15 protein-coding genes and 1 riboswitch are annotated in these 13479 nt (G+C 65.9%); of the genes, 6 read left to right on the forward strand and 9 right to left on the reverse strand.

Annotated features, from left to right (window positions below):
• The first annotated feature begins 296 nt into the window (after positions 1 to 296).
• Both U6115_RS01270 and U6115_RS01275 read left to right on the forward strand, forming a co-directional pair.
• Positions 297 to 740 (forward strand): GNAT family N-acetyltransferase, encoded by a 444-nt coding sequence (locus U6115_RS01270; RefSeq protein WP_052258032.1) that lies wholly within the window; start codon positions 297 to 299, stop codon positions 738 to 740.
• Positions 741 to 789: 49 nt separating this feature from the next.
• Positions 790 to 1785 carry a S66 family peptidase gene (locus tag U6115_RS01275; protein WP_043574890.1) on the forward strand — a complete coding sequence of 332 codons (996 nt, stop codon included), beginning with the start codon at positions 790 to 792 and terminating at the stop codon, positions 1783 to 1785.
• A gap of 97 nt (positions 1786 to 1882) precedes the next feature.
• Here the strand turns inward: U6115_RS01275 and aac(6') are convergent, their stop codons facing one another.
• From aac(6') to U6115_RS01300, 5 genes are all read right to left on the reverse strand, one after another.
• A complete protein-coding gene (gene aac(6') / locus U6115_RS01280) occupies positions 1883 to 2347 on the reverse strand; it encodes an aminoglycoside 6'-N-acetyltransferase (RefSeq protein ID WP_052258033.1) in 465 nt (154 codons plus the stop codon).
• 77 nt (positions 2348 to 2424) lie between these two features.
• Complete coding sequence (locus tag U6115_RS01285) at positions 2425 to 3735, reverse strand: hemolysin family protein (RefSeq protein ID WP_080770219.1); 1311 nt, start codon at positions 3733 to 3735, stop codon at positions 2425 to 2427.
• Positions 3736 to 3814: 79 nt separating this feature from the next.
• Entirely contained in the window at positions 3815 to 4537 is a 723-nt protein-coding gene (gene ung, locus U6115_RS01290; protein ID WP_043574895.1) for a uracil-DNA glycosylase, read from the reverse strand.
• 139 nt (positions 4538 to 4676) lie between these two features.
• On the reverse strand, positions 4677 to 5003 hold the full coding sequence (locus U6115_RS01295) for a rhodanese-like domain-containing protein (protein ID WP_099049641.1): 327 nt from the start codon (positions 5001 to 5003) through the stop codon (positions 4677 to 4679).
• A 2-nt stretch (positions 5004 to 5005) separates the two neighbouring features.
• Entirely contained in the window at positions 5006 to 5665 is a 660-nt protein-coding gene (locus U6115_RS01300) for a protein-L-isoaspartate O-methyltransferase family protein (RefSeq protein ID WP_043574897.1), read from the reverse strand.
• Positions 5666 to 5777: 112 nt separating this feature from the next.
• Positions 5778 to 5925, forward strand: a riboswitch (TPP riboswitch).
• Between the two features lie 79 nt (positions 5926 to 6004).
• On the opposite strand from U6115_RS01300, the gene thiC reads away from it, so the two are divergent.
• The 3 genes from thiC to U6115_RS01315 all read left to right on the forward strand — a co-directional run bounded on the left by thiC (position 6005) and on the right by U6115_RS01315 (position 9526).
• Positions 6005 to 7903, forward strand: a complete 1899-nt coding sequence (gene thiC / locus U6115_RS01305; protein WP_043574899.1) for a phosphomethylpyrimidine synthase ThiC — start codon at positions 6005 to 6007, stop codon at positions 7901 to 7903.
• 104 nt (positions 7904 to 8007) lie between these two features.
• A complete protein-coding gene (locus U6115_RS01310; protein WP_043574902.1) occupies positions 8008 to 8247 on the forward strand; it encodes a DUF2789 domain-containing protein in 240 nt (79 codons plus the stop codon).
• 190 nt (positions 8248 to 8437) lie between these two features.
• Positions 8438 to 9526 (forward strand): GGDEF domain-containing protein, encoded by a 1089-nt coding sequence (locus tag U6115_RS01315; RefSeq protein ID WP_043574904.1) that lies wholly within the window; start codon positions 8438 to 8440, stop codon positions 9524 to 9526.
• Here U6115_RS01315 and U6115_RS01320 read toward each other — a convergent pair whose 3' ends face one another.
• The 3 genes from U6115_RS01320 to U6115_RS01330 all read right to left on the reverse strand — a co-directional run bounded on the left by U6115_RS01320 (position 9527) and on the right by U6115_RS01330 (position 11704).
• Entirely contained in the window at positions 9527 to 10648 is a 1122-nt protein-coding gene (locus U6115_RS01320; RefSeq protein WP_052258034.1) for a GGDEF domain-containing protein, read from the reverse strand.
• A gap of 91 nt (positions 10649 to 10739) precedes the next feature.
• On the reverse strand, positions 10740 to 11309 hold the full coding sequence (locus U6115_RS01325) for a PTS sugar transporter subunit IIA (protein WP_052258035.1): 570 nt from the start codon (positions 11307 to 11309) through the stop codon (positions 10740 to 10742).
• Positions 11310 to 11410: 101 nt separating this feature from the next.
• Positions 11411 to 11704, reverse strand: a complete 294-nt coding sequence (locus U6115_RS01330; RefSeq protein WP_043574907.1) for a hypothetical protein — start codon at positions 11702 to 11704, stop codon at positions 11411 to 11413.
• 149 nt (positions 11705 to 11853) lie between these two features.
• Here U6115_RS01330 and U6115_RS01335 point away from each other — a divergent pair, with 149 nt between their 5' ends.
• Positions 11854 to 12213 carry an EthD family reductase gene (locus tag U6115_RS01335; protein WP_043574909.1) on the forward strand — a complete coding sequence of 120 codons (360 nt, stop codon included), beginning with the start codon at positions 11854 to 11856 and terminating at the stop codon, positions 12211 to 12213.
• 3 nt (positions 12214 to 12216) lie between these two features.
• Here U6115_RS01335 and U6115_RS01340 read toward each other — a convergent pair whose 3' ends face one another.
• Entirely contained in the window at positions 12217 to 13425 is a 1209-nt protein-coding gene (locus U6115_RS01340; protein WP_043574911.1) for a winged helix-turn-helix domain-containing protein, read from the reverse strand.
• Between the last annotated feature and the right edge of the window lie 54 nt (positions 13426 to 13479).

Consider the following 13479-nt stretch of genomic DNA (forward strand, 5'->3'; position numbering starts at 1 on the left):
CCTATCAGCGGAAAGTTATCCACTTTCCCCGCGTTGTACTGACCGCTGATCGGCGGCTCCGGCAACGGAAAGCCAGCCTGCCAGCTAGCTGAGCGTGCATTTTTCCTTCTATCTATCAATGGGATAGAAAGAAACGCACAGAGATCGCGCATGAAACCCGGGATGGCGACGATTGGCGTCTGGTTGCAGCGCAAGCCGATTCCGCCGCTGCCGGAGCCATGTCGTGAACCGCCGCGTTTGTTGCCGCGACGCGTCGCATGCAGAATGTCATGTCTTTGGCATGACAGGATGACGAGATGTCGATATTGATCAGAACCATGCGGGAAACCGATATCGCCGCGGTGGCCAAACTGTGCGGCGATCTGGATTACCCGAGCAGCGCGGAAGAGGTGGGCCGGCGCTACGCCGCGGTGCGCGCCTTTCCCGACAACGAGATCTGGGTGGCGGAAAAGGACGGCCAGCTGGCCGGTTGGGCGCATGGCCATGGCGGCCATCTGCTGGAAGCGGAGTCGTATGTGGAAATCGGCGGCATCGTGGTGGCGCCGGAACACAGGGGATTGGGGATAGGCAGGCTGTTGCTGGCGGCCTGCGAGGCCTGGGCGCAAGAACGCGGCTATCCGCGCATCCGCCTGCGCTCGGGACAACAGCGGCTGGACGCGCACGCGTTCTACCGCCGTATCGGCTACCAGCAGAAAAACACCGGCATCACGTTCGCGCTGGATCTGCCGCGGCGCTCTTGAAGCGCGGCTTATCCACAGGCGGGAGTCCAGGCTGGAAGGAAATCCACAGATGCAGACCCGTTTTCCGGCGCCGTTGCAGGTTGGCGACGCCATCGCCGTCACCGCCTTTTCCTCCGGGGTTCCTGCGCAGCTGCACAACCAGCTGGATGATGCGCTGGCCATGCTGCGCGCGCGCGGCTACCGGGTGGTGGAGGGCGAGTGCCTGCGCGAGGAGAAATGCGACGCCAGCGCGCCCGCCGCCGCGCGGTTGGCCGAACTGAAGCGTTTCCTGTTCGATCCGGGCATCCGCGCCATCCTGCCGCCCTGGGGCGGCGAACTGGCGATAGAGCTGCTGGCGGGGCTGGATTTCGCCGCGCTGGCCAAGCTGCCGCCGAAATGGCTGGCTGGCTTCTCCGATGTCTCCACCCTTCTGGCGCCGCTGACCCTGCTGTCCGGCTGGGCCACGCTGCACGGGCCCAACCTGATGGATTCGCCGCTGAAAGAAAGGCAATCCGGCTACGAGGCGCTGCTGGCGGCGTTGGAAACCGGCATGCCGGCGGCGCAGGAGCAATACGCGCGTTACTGGCGCTGGGACGAGCCTGGCCAGACCTTTGCCAACCAAGTGCGGATGCTGGACGGCGGAGCGGGAAAAATGGCAGGCCGGCTGATCGGCGGCTGCCTGGACGTGCTGGCATCGCTGCAGGGCACGCCGTATTTCGATCTGGCGGCCTTCAAGCGCAAGCCGGCCATCCTGTACCTGGAAAACTGCGAACTCGCGCCCTGCGGCGTTTTAAGGGCCCTGGCGGGCCTCAGGCTGTCCGGAACGTTCGATGGCCTGTCCGGGCTGGTGTTGGGCCGCAGCACGGGCCCTGAGGCCGCCAACGCGGGGGCTTTGTCGTATCAGGCGGCGGTGCGCGCCGCGCTGGATGGCTTGGGCTGTCCGGTGGCGATGGACGCAGACATCGGCCACTCGCCGCCACAGTGGAGCCTGCTGAACGGCGCCTGGGCCGTGTTGGAAGTTTTCGGCGAAGGCCGGGCCAGGCTCAGCCAGCGGCCGGCGCCGTAGGGCGGAAGCCCGGCTCGCCGGGTGTTACGCCTATGCGCAGAGTGGAGGAGATGGCGGCAGATCGCCCCGCTGGGGCATCAGCGCGACGAGCAAAGCATCACAGCGCCATGCGGTAGAACACCACGCGTTCGCTTTCCTCGAAGCCCAGCGCCCGATGCGCGGCCTGCGCCGCCAGGTTGTCCAGGCTGGTGTCGGAGGCCATTTCGGAACAGCCTCGCGTCAGCGCCCATGCCTTGGCCGCGGCAAGCATCATGGTCGTCAGTCCGGCGCGTCTATGCCGCGGCGCCACGTAGAGGCCTTCGATGAAGGCCACCGGCGAGCCGGAGCGGGCGCCGTTGACGTAATCGTTGCGTAGCGCAATCTCCAGCAAGGCGACGGCGTTGCCGGCATCAAGCGCCAGAAAGGCGGCGTAGCGGCCGGTTTGCGTCAGTTGGCGGGAGATATCCGCGCGATGGTCGTCGGCGGGACAATCCGGCCACAGCGCCGCGCGCAGGCGAAGCCAGTCGGCGAGGCGGCGCGCGTCGGCCTGGACGACGCGGCGATCGGGCAGGGCTGGGGTCATGAAGTCTCGGCGGGAAGCGGTCGATGGTTGTCAGATCGCCTGCGCGGCGGCGAGTTTCCCGCCGTCCGCCGCCGTACTCAAATCGACTCGAACTCCGGTTGCGGCAGATGGCGGCGCTGCACCAGGATCTTGTCGACCCGGGTCTTGTCCATGTCCACCACCTCGAAGCTGAAGCCGTTCCACTCGAAACGATCGGTGACGCTGGGGATGCGTCCCAGCTTGAACATGATGACGCCGCCCAGGGTGTGGATATTGCCGCCGGCCTCGCCCGGCAGCGGGCTGTCCAGCTCGAAGAATTCGCGGAAGCTGTCCAGCGACACCATGCCGTCCACCAGCCAGCTGCCGTCCTCGCGCTGCACGATTTCGTCGTCTTCGCCGCCGATGGCCGGCATATCGCCGACGATGGCTTCCATCACGTCGTTGATCGACACCAGGCCTTCCAGCTCGCCGTATTCGTCCACCACCAGCGCGCTGTGGCTGCGCGCCTGCTTGAACTGCTCCAGCAGCTGCATCAGCGATGAGGTGGCCGGCACGTACAGCGGCGGCGCCAGGTCGGCGGCGAAGTCGGCCGGCTGGCCGGTGAGCAACCGGTCCAGCAGCCGCTTGGCGTTGAGTATGCCTATCACCTGGTCGCTGTCGCCGCGGCAAACCGGGAAATGGCTGAAGTTGTGCCGCAGCAGCAGTTCGCGGTTGTGCTCCGGGCCGTCTTCCAGGTCCAGCAGCACCACGTCCTTGCGCGGCGTCATCACCGCCGCCACCTTGCGGTTGTCCAGGCGGAAGATGTTTTCCACCAGCTCCTGTTCGGCGCGGTCGAACACGCCTTCGTCGGCGCCTTGTTCCATCAGCGTGCGGATCTCGTCCTCGGTGATCGACGGCTCGTCGCTCTTTTTGGCGCCCAACAGGCGCAACAGGCCGTCGGTGACGCGGCTGAACACCTGCACCAGCGGCGCGCTGGCGCGCGACAGCAGCAGCATCGGCCGCGCCAGCGCCATCGCCACCCGTTCCGGATTGAGCAGCGCCAGCCGTTTGGGCACCAGTTCGCCCAGGATTAGCGACAGCGTGGTGATGAACACCACCATCAGCGCCACCGACAGCGGCTTGCTGTAAGGCGCCAGCAGCGGCACCTCGAGCAGCGCGGCGCGCAGATGCTCGGACAGCGCCGCCTCGCCGTAGACGCCGGACAGGATGCTGATCGAGGTGATGCCGATCTGGATGGTGGACAGGAAGCGGGTGGGTTCGGCGGCCAGCGCCAATGCCGCGCGGGCGCCGCGGTGGCCGTCTTCGGCCTTTTGCAGCAGCCGGACTTTGCGCGAGGAGACGATGGCGATCTCGGCCATCGCGAATACGGCGTTCAACAGGATCAGGCCCAGCAGCAGCAGGATTTCCACGATGGGGACAGGGAAGTGGCGGAGCTACTAGCTTAGGGCAAGCCGTCCGCCGCGCAAAGCGCCGCGGCGGACAGAAAGGTCAGAACAGGCTGTTTTGCGCGGCGGCGGCGGCCCAGCGCACCGGCTGGCGGCCGCGGGCGATCAGCCAGGCGTTGACTTGGGAGAAATGGCGGCAGCCGTGGAAGCCGCGGCTGGCCGACAGCGGCGACGGATGGGCGGCCTTCAGCGCCAGGTGGCGGCTGGCGTCGATGCGCTCGGCTTTGGTGTGCGCCCAGTTGCCCCATAGCAGGAACACGCAGCCGGGGCTTTGCGCGTTGACGGCGTCGATCAGCGCGTCGCTGACCGTCTGCCAGCCCAGCTTGCCGTGGCTGCCGGCCTGGTCCTGCTCGACGGTGAACACGCTGTTGAGCAGCAATACGCCTTGCTGCGCCCAGTGGCTGAGATCGCCGTTGGCGGGAATGCCCAGGCCCAGGTCGGCCGCCAGTTCCTTGTAGATGTTGCGCAAGGACGGCGGCACGCGCACGCCTTCCGGCACTGAAAACGACAGCCCCATCGCTTCGCCGGCGCCGTGGTACGGGTCCTGGCCCAGGATCACCACCTTGACGTCGGCCGGCGACGCGAAGCTGAGCGCGTTGAAGATCTGCGCCGCGGGCGGGAACAGCGTCTTGCCGGCCTCGCTTTGCTGGCTCAGCTGGCGGTCGATGTCGGCCAGCCGCGCGGCGATGTCGGCTTGGCGCAGCACCGCTTCCCAGGCCGGATGGACGCGGGCGAGGGCGGAGGAAAGATAATTCAGAGCTTGCATAGGGTTTCTTTGCGGCGGGAGTGGCGGATCACGACCCTTGGAGGCGGCGGGCGGCGTTTCGTTCCAAGCAAAACACCGCCCGGAGGCGGTGCTGGTAGGCTGCGTCACCCCAATGGGCGACGCGCCGTCTAGTCCAGTATCAATACCGGGCGACGGCCGGATCCACCTGGGCGGACCAGGCGTCGATGCCGCCCTGGAGGTTGATCACGTCGTCGAAGCCGGCGTTCTGCAGGAACATCGCCACCTGGGCGCTGCGCATGCCGTGATGGCAGATGGCGACGATGGCGGCGTCGTCCGGCAGTTCGCTCATCCGGATCGGGATCAGGTTCATCGGAATGTGGACGCTGCCCTCGATGTGCGCCAGCTGGTATTCCCAGCCTTCGCGCACGTCCAGCAGCACCGGGCGCGCGGCCTGCGGATCGGCCAGCAGCGCCGCCAGTTGCGGAGCGGTGATTTCGCGCAGCATGGTCAGAAGCTGAAACGAGCCGGTTCGACGGCTTCGAATTTCTGCAGCCGCTCGACACAGGTCTCGAACAGCGCGGTTTCGCGGAAGCTGGTTTCGGTTTCGCGCTGGATCAGCTTGCAAGCCATCACCGGCAGGTCGCCGGCCACCAGGATCAGGCGGCCGCCGACGGCCAACTGGTCTTTCAGTTCCTGCGGCACCACCGGCAGCGAACCGCCGACCACGATCACGTCGTAGGGCGCTTGCGCCGGCAGGCCCAGCACGCCGTCGCCCTCAACCAGGGTGGCGTTGGCGATGCCGGCCTGTTTCAGATTGTCGGCGGCGCGCGCTTTCTGGGCGGCGTCGATTTCCACGCTCACCACCTGCTTGCCCATCTTGGCCAGCAGCGCGGTCAGATAGCCGCTGCCGGTGCCGATTTCCAGGATCTTGTCGGTGGGCTGGATGGCGGCGTCCTGCACCAGGCGGGCTTCCATCTTGGGCTGCAGCATCTTGCTGCCGTTGGGCAGCGGCAGTTCGGTATCGACAAAGGCCATCTGGCGCTGATTGTCGGCCACGAAGTCCTCGCGTTTCACGTGAAACAGCAGATCCAGCACGTTGGTATCCAGAACGTCCCACGGGCGAATCTGTTGTTCGACCATGTTGAAACGGGTTTTTTCGAAATCCATCAACTTAAACTCCGGAGGGCTGGGAGTCCGCTGCGCCGTTCGAAGCTGGGGGGCGGCAAGGACTCGTGTCATGACGATAACTTGCGATTATCCCATATTTGCCTTACCTTCACAGCATCGCTAGGGGTCCTGCGCCTGGCGTTTGGCTTGATCGGCTACCAAAGTGTAGGACATCGGGTTGAAAGCGGCGGCGCGGGTGAGAAATACCCTTGGAACCTGACCCGGATAATCCCGGCGTAGGGAAGCGTCACCTGCCGAAGATAGCCCCGCCATCCCACCGCAGCCGGCCATGCGCCGAACCGCTCCTTGCGCCGCTTCATCGCCCTGGAGACCCGCCCGATGAACGCGCCCGTAAACAAACAGATGGTGGTGGACGCCGCCGCCATCCAGCCTTTGCCCAATTCCCGCAAGATCCATGTCGCCGGCAGCCGCCCGGACATCCGCGTGCCGATGCGCGAGATCCGCCAGGCCGACACGCCGACCCAGTTCGGCGGCGAAGCCAATCCGCCGATCTATGTCTACGACACCAGCGGCCCGTACAGCGACCCGGCGGTCCGCATCGACATCCAGAGCGGCCTGGCGCCGGTGCGCGCCGGCTGGATCGCCGAACGCGGCGACTGCGAGCAGCTGGATGGCCTGTCCAGCGAATACGGCCGCGCCCGCGAGGCCGACCCCAAGCTGGCCGAGTTGCGCTTCAACCTGCAGCGCAAGCCGCGCCGCGCCTTGCCTGGCCGCAATGTCAGCCAGATGCACTATGCCCGCCGCGGCGTCATCACCCCGGAGATGGAGTTCGTCGCCATCCGCGAAAACCTGAACCGCCGCGCCTATGTGGAAGCGCTGCAGGTCACCGGCAACACCCGCTTGCTGGAGCTGATGACGCGCCAGCATGCCGGCCAGAGCTTCGGCGCCAATCTGCCGGAAGAGATCACGCCGGAGTTCGTCCGCCAGGAAGTGGCCGCCGGCCGCGCCATCATCCCGGCCAACATCAATCACCCGGAATCCGAGCCGATGATCATCGGCCGCAATTTTCTGGTGAAAATCAACGGCAATATCGGCAATAGCGCGGTAACGTCGTCGATATCGGAAGAAGTGGACAAGATGACCTGGGGCATCCGCTGGGGCGCCGACACCATCATGGACCTGTCCACCGGCAAGAACATCCACGAAACCCGCGAGTGGATTTTGCGCAACAGCCCGGTGCCGATCGGCACCGTGCCGATCTACCAGGCGCTGGAAAAGGTGAATGGCAAGGCCGAAGACCTGAGCTGGGAAATCTTCAAGGACACGCTGATCGAGCAGGCCGAGCAGGGCGTCGACTACTTCACCATCCACGCCGGCGTGCGTTTGCAGTACGTGCCGCTGACCGCCGGCCGGATGACCGGCATCGTGTCGCGCGGCGGCTCGATCATGGCCAAATGGTGTCTGGCGCATCATCAGGAAAACTTCCTCTATACCCATTTCGAGGAAATCTGCGAAATCATGAAGGCCTACGACGTGGCCTTCAGCCTAGGCGACGGCCTGCGGCCGGGCAGCGCCTGGGACGCCAACGACGCGGCGCAGCTGGGCGAACTGAAAACCCTGGGCGAGTTGACTGAAATCGCCTGGAAGCACGACGTGCAGGTGATGATAGAAGGTCCGGGCCATGTGCCGATGCAGCTGATCAAGGAGAACATGGACAAGGAGCTGGAGTGGTGCCGCGAAGCGCCGTTCTACACCCTGGGGCCGCTCACCACCGACATCGCGCCCGGCTACGACCACATCACCTCGGCGATAGGCGCGGCGCAGATCGGCTGGTACGGCACCGCGATGCTGTGCTACGTGACGCAGAAGGAACACCTGGGCCTGCCGAACAAGAACGACGTCAAGGAAGGCATCATCACCTACAAGCTGGCGGCGCACGCGGCCGACTTGGCCAAGGGCCATCCCGGCGCGCAGATCCGCGACAACGCGCTGTCCAAGGCGCGCTTCGAATTCCGCTGGGAAGACCAGTTCAACCTGGGCCTGGACCCGGACAAGGCGCGCGACTTCCACGACGAGACCCTGCCGAAAGATAGCGCCAAGGTCGCGCACTTCTGCTCGATGTGCGGCCCGCATTTCTGCAGCATGAAGATCACCCAGGACGTGCGCGATTTCGCCGCCAAACAGGGCATCAGCGCGCAGGACGCGCTGAACAAGGGCATGCAGGAAAAGTCCATCGAGTTCGTCAAGGGCGGCGCCAAGCTGTACGACAAGGTGTGATGTCGCCAAGTTGGCACAACGGCGGCGCGGGCCGCCGTTTTTTATGCCTGCCGTGCCGGCAATCGGTCTAGGATGAGCGTATTCCCCCAGCATTGGAGCGCGCGATGGATACCAGCAGCCACCTGTTGCCCGGATTGTTCCGCCAGTTGGGCCTGGCCGACGAGCCGGCGGCGATCAAGGCCTTCATCGCCAGCCATCCGCTGCCGCCGCGCGTGTCGCTGGCCGACGCGCCGTTCTGGAGCCCGTCGCAAGCGGCCTTTTTGCGCCAGGCGCTGGAGTGCGACGCCGAATGGAGCGAGGCGGCGGACGAGCTGGCGGTGCTGCTGCAGCAAGCCGAAGGCTGAAGCTGTGGATAAACAGGCAGACCGCCGGTTGCCTGTGGATAAGCCGCCGGCCGTTGTCCGCGCCGTTCAGACGGCGATGTAGACCCAGGCGCGTTCGCTGGCGCGCGCAATGCGCCGCTAAGGAGATTGCGTACCCGCAGGCTGGGATATAGTTTGAATAAGACCGGTCATGATGGAGGGGGAGGGCTGCATGAAGCAGACCGACCAGACGTTGCTGGAGCAGTTGCGCATCACCGAGTTTGAAATCGACCAGCGCAAGCAGCTGTTCGATCTGCAGCCGCGCGACGAATTGCTGCTTCGCGCCGCCGGCGCGCTGATCGAGCCGCAGCTGGACGATCTGGTGGAGCGCTTTTACGAGCAGCAGACCAGCACCCCGGAAATCGCGCTGCTGATCGGCGACGCCGATACCCTGCAGCGGCTGCGCAGCGCCCAGCGCCGCTACGTGATCGACCTGTTCAGCGGCGTCTACGATCTGGAATACGTCAACAACCGCCTGCGCATCGGCCTGGTGCACAAGCGCATCGGCGTGGAGCCCAAGTTGTACCTGGCGGCCATCCATTTCCTGCGCTCGCTGTTGTCGGTGCAGGTGGCCAGGCTGATTCCCGACCCCGATGTCTGCACGCAGACGCTGATGTCGATGGACAAGCTGGTGATGTTCGACATCGCGCTGGTGTTCGAAACCTATATCCGCAGCCTGGTGGCGGAAATCGAAACCTCGCGCAACAAGTCCGAGCAGTACGCGCTGGCGCTGGAGGAAAAGGTGGCGATGCGCACCCGCCAGCTGGAGGAGCTGTCGCGCACCGACCCGTTGACCGGCCTGCTCAACCGCCGCCACCTGGACGAAACCCTGACCCGGGTGCTGCGCAGCGCGCAGCGGCGCCATGAAAGGGTGGCGCTGGTGTATCTGGACATCGACGATTTCAAGGCGATCAACGATACCGAAGGCCATCAGCGCGGCGACGAGATCCTGCGCGTGCTGGGCGGCATCATCAATCGCATTTCGCGGCTGGAAGACGGCTGCTTTCGTTACGGCGGCGACGAATTCTGCATCGTGCTGCCCAATTGCGGCCGCCGCCACGCGGAGAACAATTTCGTCCAGCGTCTGCGCGCCGAGATGGAAATCGCGCTGTCCGGCGTGACGGTGAGCATGGGCTGCGTCGAAACCGGACCGGAGGATTTCGCCAGCCCGGAAGCGCTGGTGGGGATGGCCGATCAGCAGATGTACGCGGTGAAGTCGCGGCACCGGGAGGATGGCGAGGACAAGCCCGCCGGCCGCTGACTACAGCCGGCAGACCTGGTTGCGGCCGTTCTGCTTGGCTTGGTACAGCGCTTGGTCGGCCTTTTGCTGCGCGCTGGCGAAATCCTGCTGCCGGCATTGCCATTCGTGCACGCCGGCGGAAAAGCTGCAGCGCTGCTCCGGCTGCGCCGGCAACAGCGCCAGCTGGCTGAATTGCTGGCGCAGCCGGTCCGCCACCGCCAGGCCGGTTTCGATGCCGGTGTCCGGCATCACCAGGCAGAATTCCTCGCCGCCGTAGCGGATCAGCAAATCGTTTTCCCGCACGCCGTTGTTGAGCAGGCTGGCCAGCGCCTGGATCACCTGGTCGCCGGCCGGGTGGCCGAAGCGGTCGTTGATCGACTTGAAATGGTCGATGTCCAGCATGATCACGCAGACCCGCTCGGTCGAGGCTTCCAGCGTGCGCAGCCAGTATTGCAGCGCGCGCCGGTTGCCGGCGGCGGTGAGCGGGTCGATGTTGGCGGCGTCCTGCAGCCGGCTGTTCTGCCGTTGCAGCACGATGTTGAGAAAGCCCACCGCGCCGCATACCTGGGCGGCGGCGGCCACGGTCAGCGCCAGCTGGTGGGCCAGCGTGTGCTCGTGCGACAGGTGGGGCTGGCCGTGGTACAGCCGCAGCAGGTCGGGCGCGTCGCGCCAGATGAACAGCAGCGCCCCCAGCAGGAACAGCAGCGCGGTGGGGCTGAAGCGGTTGTGGCAGATCTGCTGTTCGGCGCGTTGGTACAGCCAGGCGGCGGCCAGGTAGAGCAACGGGATTTCCAGCGCCGACAGCGCGGCGCTCAGCAGCGGCTGCGGCACCCACTTGTCCAGGATCGAATAGGCGCCCACCCACAGCCACAGCGTATCGGGCAGGCGCAGATTGCACAGCCGGGCGATGATCATCAGCTGCAGCGTGATGCCGGCGTTGCTCATGCCGCTGCCCAGCGACAGCGCCGCCGGGTGCAGACCCAGCAGTTCCCCTTCCAGCATCATCCCGGCGGCCAGCAGCAGCGAGGCCTGCAGCCAGCGGCGGCGCGGCCGCAGCAAATCGGCGCGCACGCTGTGCTGCCAGGTGATCACGCCTATGCTGGCGACGGTCAGGGAGAGCATGGTGAGCAGGAAATTGGACATTCAGGCCTTGTCGGAAATAGGGGCGGTAGCGGTTTAATCCTAGCAAAGCCGGTTTTCCGCTGTCACCCGCCCGGTTTTCCGCCGGCCCGGCTCAGAAGCGCGCCACCACTTTGCGCCGTATGCTGTAATCGGGCCGCAGGCTGGCTTCGGTGTCCAGGAAGTAGCGGTTGCTGTCCAGCCAGAAGTGCGGGTCGTTGCTGGGCTGCGGGTCAGCCCACAGCTGGAACAACTGGTGCACCTGCTGCGGGTGGGCGCAGCGCGCCAGCGCTTCGCGGAACGGCCTTTCGCTGCACATGCGGGCGATGGCGGCGAGCAGCTGCAAGTGCTGCGGATGCGCTTCCTGCGGCAGCAGCAGCAAGAGCAGGCTGCGCACCGGCTTGCCGTCGGGCGAGTCGAACTCCATGTCCCGCTTCAGGCGCAGAAACAGCGCATGGGCTTCGCTCAGACCGGGAATGCGGGCGTGCGGCAGCGCCAGGCCGTGGCCCAGCGCGGTGCTGCCGGTTTGCTCGCGCAGCTGCAGCGCGCTTTGCACGGTCTGGCTGTTCAGCGCGTGGCGTTGGCCCAGCTGGCGGGCGGCGTAGGCGAACAGCTGGTTTTTGCAGTCAACGTCCACATCCAGCAGGATGTCGCTGACGCGGCACAAGTCGGGCAGGCTTTCCATGACGGATTTCTCCAGGGGGAATGACAAGCCCATGCTAGGTCGGCCGGTCTAAATTCAAGCTAAATAAACCGCGCCCGGCCATCAAAATGCCGTTAAGGCGGCTAGGGCTTGGGCTGGATCGCGCCCTGGATGTCGGACGCCTGCCGCTTCAGTTTTTCCACTTGTTCCTTCAGTTCGGGATTGAGCAGGGTGGCGGCCGCGCCCACCTGCTTGGCCGCGCCCAGCGCGGCGCTGGCTTGCTCCTTCAGCTGTCCCAGCGGCGCGCTGGCGGCGTCGACGCCCTGGTGCACATTGCCGATGGCGGCGGAGGCGGCCTGCTGCAGCTGGGCGGTTTGGCGCTGGTCGCAGCCGGCCAGCGCCAGGGCGGCGCTCATCAGGAGTATCGGGGTGCGCATGCGTCTATCCGTTCGGGTGGTTTGTCTGAAGGATAGAGAGCGGCGGCGGCGGGCAAGTTCCATCACCGCCGCGCCATGCTAAATGACATTGGCAATTTTTGACCAGGCGAGTAAGTTAAGCCTTTCCTTGTGCACAACCGGAGCTTGCCATGATCGTCGTGTCCGTCGTCTATCCGCATCGGCCCGCCGCGCGTTTCGATTTCGACTACTACCTGCAGCGCCACATGCCGATGGTGCAGCAATTGCTGGGCCATAGCCTGAAGGGCGTGCGGGTGGACCGCGGCCTGTCCGGCGCCGAGGCGGGCAGCCCGCCGGGCTTCGTGGCGCAGGCCCTGCTGCTGTGCGATTCGGTGCAGGCCTTTCAGCAGGCCTTCGGCCCGGTGGCGGCGCGCATCATGGGGGATATCGCCAATTACACCGACATCCAGCCCGACATCCAGTTCAGCGAAGTGGCGCTGTGGGACGAGCGCCAGCCCGGCGTCAGCGGCTGGTACGCCAACGCGCAGTAAGCGTCAGGCCAGGATGCGCGCGGCCAGGTCGCCCGGCGCCTGGCTTATCGCCAGCCGCGGCGCGCCGTGCCAATCGGCCAATCTGGCCAGCGCCGTTTTCAGATCGTCGGCCAGCCGCTGGCTGACGCGCGTGCCCGGCTCCAGGTGCAGCGATTTCACTTCGAACACGCCTTGCGCGCGATGGGCCTTGGCGTCCAGCCGGCCCGCCAGCTTGCCGCGGTTGAGGATGGGCAGCGTGAAATAGCCGTACTTTCGCTTCGGCGCAGGCGTATAGCACTCGATCTTGTAATCGAAATCGAACAGCTCCAGCGCGCGCTTGCGGTCCCATACCAGCGGGTCGAACGGCGACAGGATGGCGGTGTTGCCGCTGTTCAGCATGCCATTGCGCGCCAGCTCCAGTTCGGCGGCCAGGCTGGCGTGGACGAAGGCGTCGTGGCTCCAGCCTTCCACTTTCACCGGCAGCAGTTCGCCGGCATCCGCCAGGCCATGCAGCAGCTCGGTGTAAGGCGCGCGCTTGAGGCGGTAGTAGTCGGCCACCCATGCCGGTTTGACCAGGCCCAGCGCGCGGCAGCTGTTGCGCACTTGTTCCAGCCGCACGGCTTCCGGCGAGGGCAGGTCGCGCGTGTCGTCCCAGCCGGGCAGCACCCGCTCGGCCAGGTCGTAGACGCGCTGGAAGGCGCGCCGCTCCTTCACCATCAGCCGGCCCAGCGTGAACAGCGCCTCCAGATGGCGTTTTTCCGGCTTCCAGTCCCACCAGCCATTGCCTTTGTTGTCGCGGCGCTCGAAATCGGCCGAGCGCATCGGCCCGTGCGCGCGGATGCGCTCGACGATGGCTTCGATGTCGGCGCGGTGCTGCGCGTACCAGCGCGGCGAAAACTTCCAGCCCATGCCCTCGGCGTTCAGCATGCGGTGGCGCAGCAGCCGGTAGTCCTCGGTCGGCACGAAGCAGGCCTCGTGCGCCCAATATTCGAACAGCGCGCCTTCGGCCAGCAGCTGGTCCAGCCAGGCCGGGTCGTACTGGCCGATGCGGCTGTACAGCACCAGGTAGGGGCTGCGCGCCACCACGCTGATGGTGTCGATCTGCAGCAGCGCCATGCGGCGGATGGCGGCCAGCGCGTCGGCCTTGCTCGCCTTGCGGCGCGGCGCGGTCAGCAGGCCCTGGGCGGCCAGTTGCAGGTGGCGGGCTTGTTGCAGCGGCAGGTGCACGGTCATGTTTTCGGCATGGAGAAAGTCTGAGAGGCGACTATAGCAGGGGAGGCGGCTGCC

The organism is Chromobacterium subtsugae (assembly GCF_035919665.1).
GTDB lineage: Bacteria > Pseudomonadota > Gammaproteobacteria > Burkholderiales > Chromobacteriaceae > Chromobacterium > Chromobacterium subtsugae.

Excerpts from the sequence above, each read along its gene's own strand:
- U6115_RS01270 (WP_052258032.1), top strand. The coding sequence starts at position 297 with ATGTCGATATTGATCAGAACCATGCGGGAAACCGATATCGCCGCGGTG.
- U6115_RS01275 (WP_043574890.1), top strand. The coding sequence starts at position 790 with ATGCAGACCCGTTTTCCGGCGCCGTTGCAGGTTGGCGACGCCATCGCC.
- ung (WP_043574895.1), bottom strand. The coding sequence starts at position 4,537 with ATGCAAGCTCTGAATTATCTTTCCTCCGCCCTCGCCCGCGTCCATCCG.
- U6115_RS01295 (WP_099049641.1), bottom strand. The coding sequence starts at position 5,003 with ATGCTGCGCGAAATCACCGCTCCGCAACTGGCGGCGCTGCTGGCCGAT.
- U6115_RS01300 (WP_043574897.1), bottom strand. The coding sequence starts at position 5,665 with ATGGATTTCGAAAAAACCCGTTTCAACATGGTCGAACAACAGATTCGC.
- thiC (WP_043574899.1), top strand. The coding sequence starts at position 6,005 with ATGAACGCGCCCGTAAACAAACAGATGGTGGTGGACGCCGCCGCCATC.
- U6115_RS01310 (WP_043574902.1), top strand. The coding sequence starts at position 8,008 with ATGGATACCAGCAGCCACCTGTTGCCCGGATTGTTCCGCCAGTTGGGC.
- U6115_RS01315 (WP_043574904.1), top strand. The coding sequence starts at position 8,438 with ATGAAGCAGACCGACCAGACGTTGCTGGAGCAGTTGCGCATCACCGAG.
- U6115_RS01320 (WP_052258034.1), bottom strand. The coding sequence starts at position 10,648 with ATGTCCAATTTCCTGCTCACCATGCTCTCCCTGACCGTCGCCAGCATA.
- U6115_RS01325 (WP_052258035.1), bottom strand. The coding sequence starts at position 11,309 with ATGGAAAGCCTGCCCGACTTGTGCCGCGTCAGCGACATCCTGCTGGAT.
- U6115_RS01330 (WP_043574907.1), bottom strand. The coding sequence starts at position 11,704 with ATGCGCACCCCGATACTCCTGATGAGCGCCGCCCTGGCGCTGGCCGGC.
- U6115_RS01335 (WP_043574909.1), top strand. The coding sequence starts at position 11,854 with ATGATCGTCGTGTCCGTCGTCTATCCGCATCGGCCCGCCGCGCGTTTC.
- U6115_RS01340 (WP_043574911.1), bottom strand. The coding sequence starts at position 13,425 with ATGACCGTGCACCTGCCGCTGCAACAAGCCCGCCACCTGCAACTGGCC.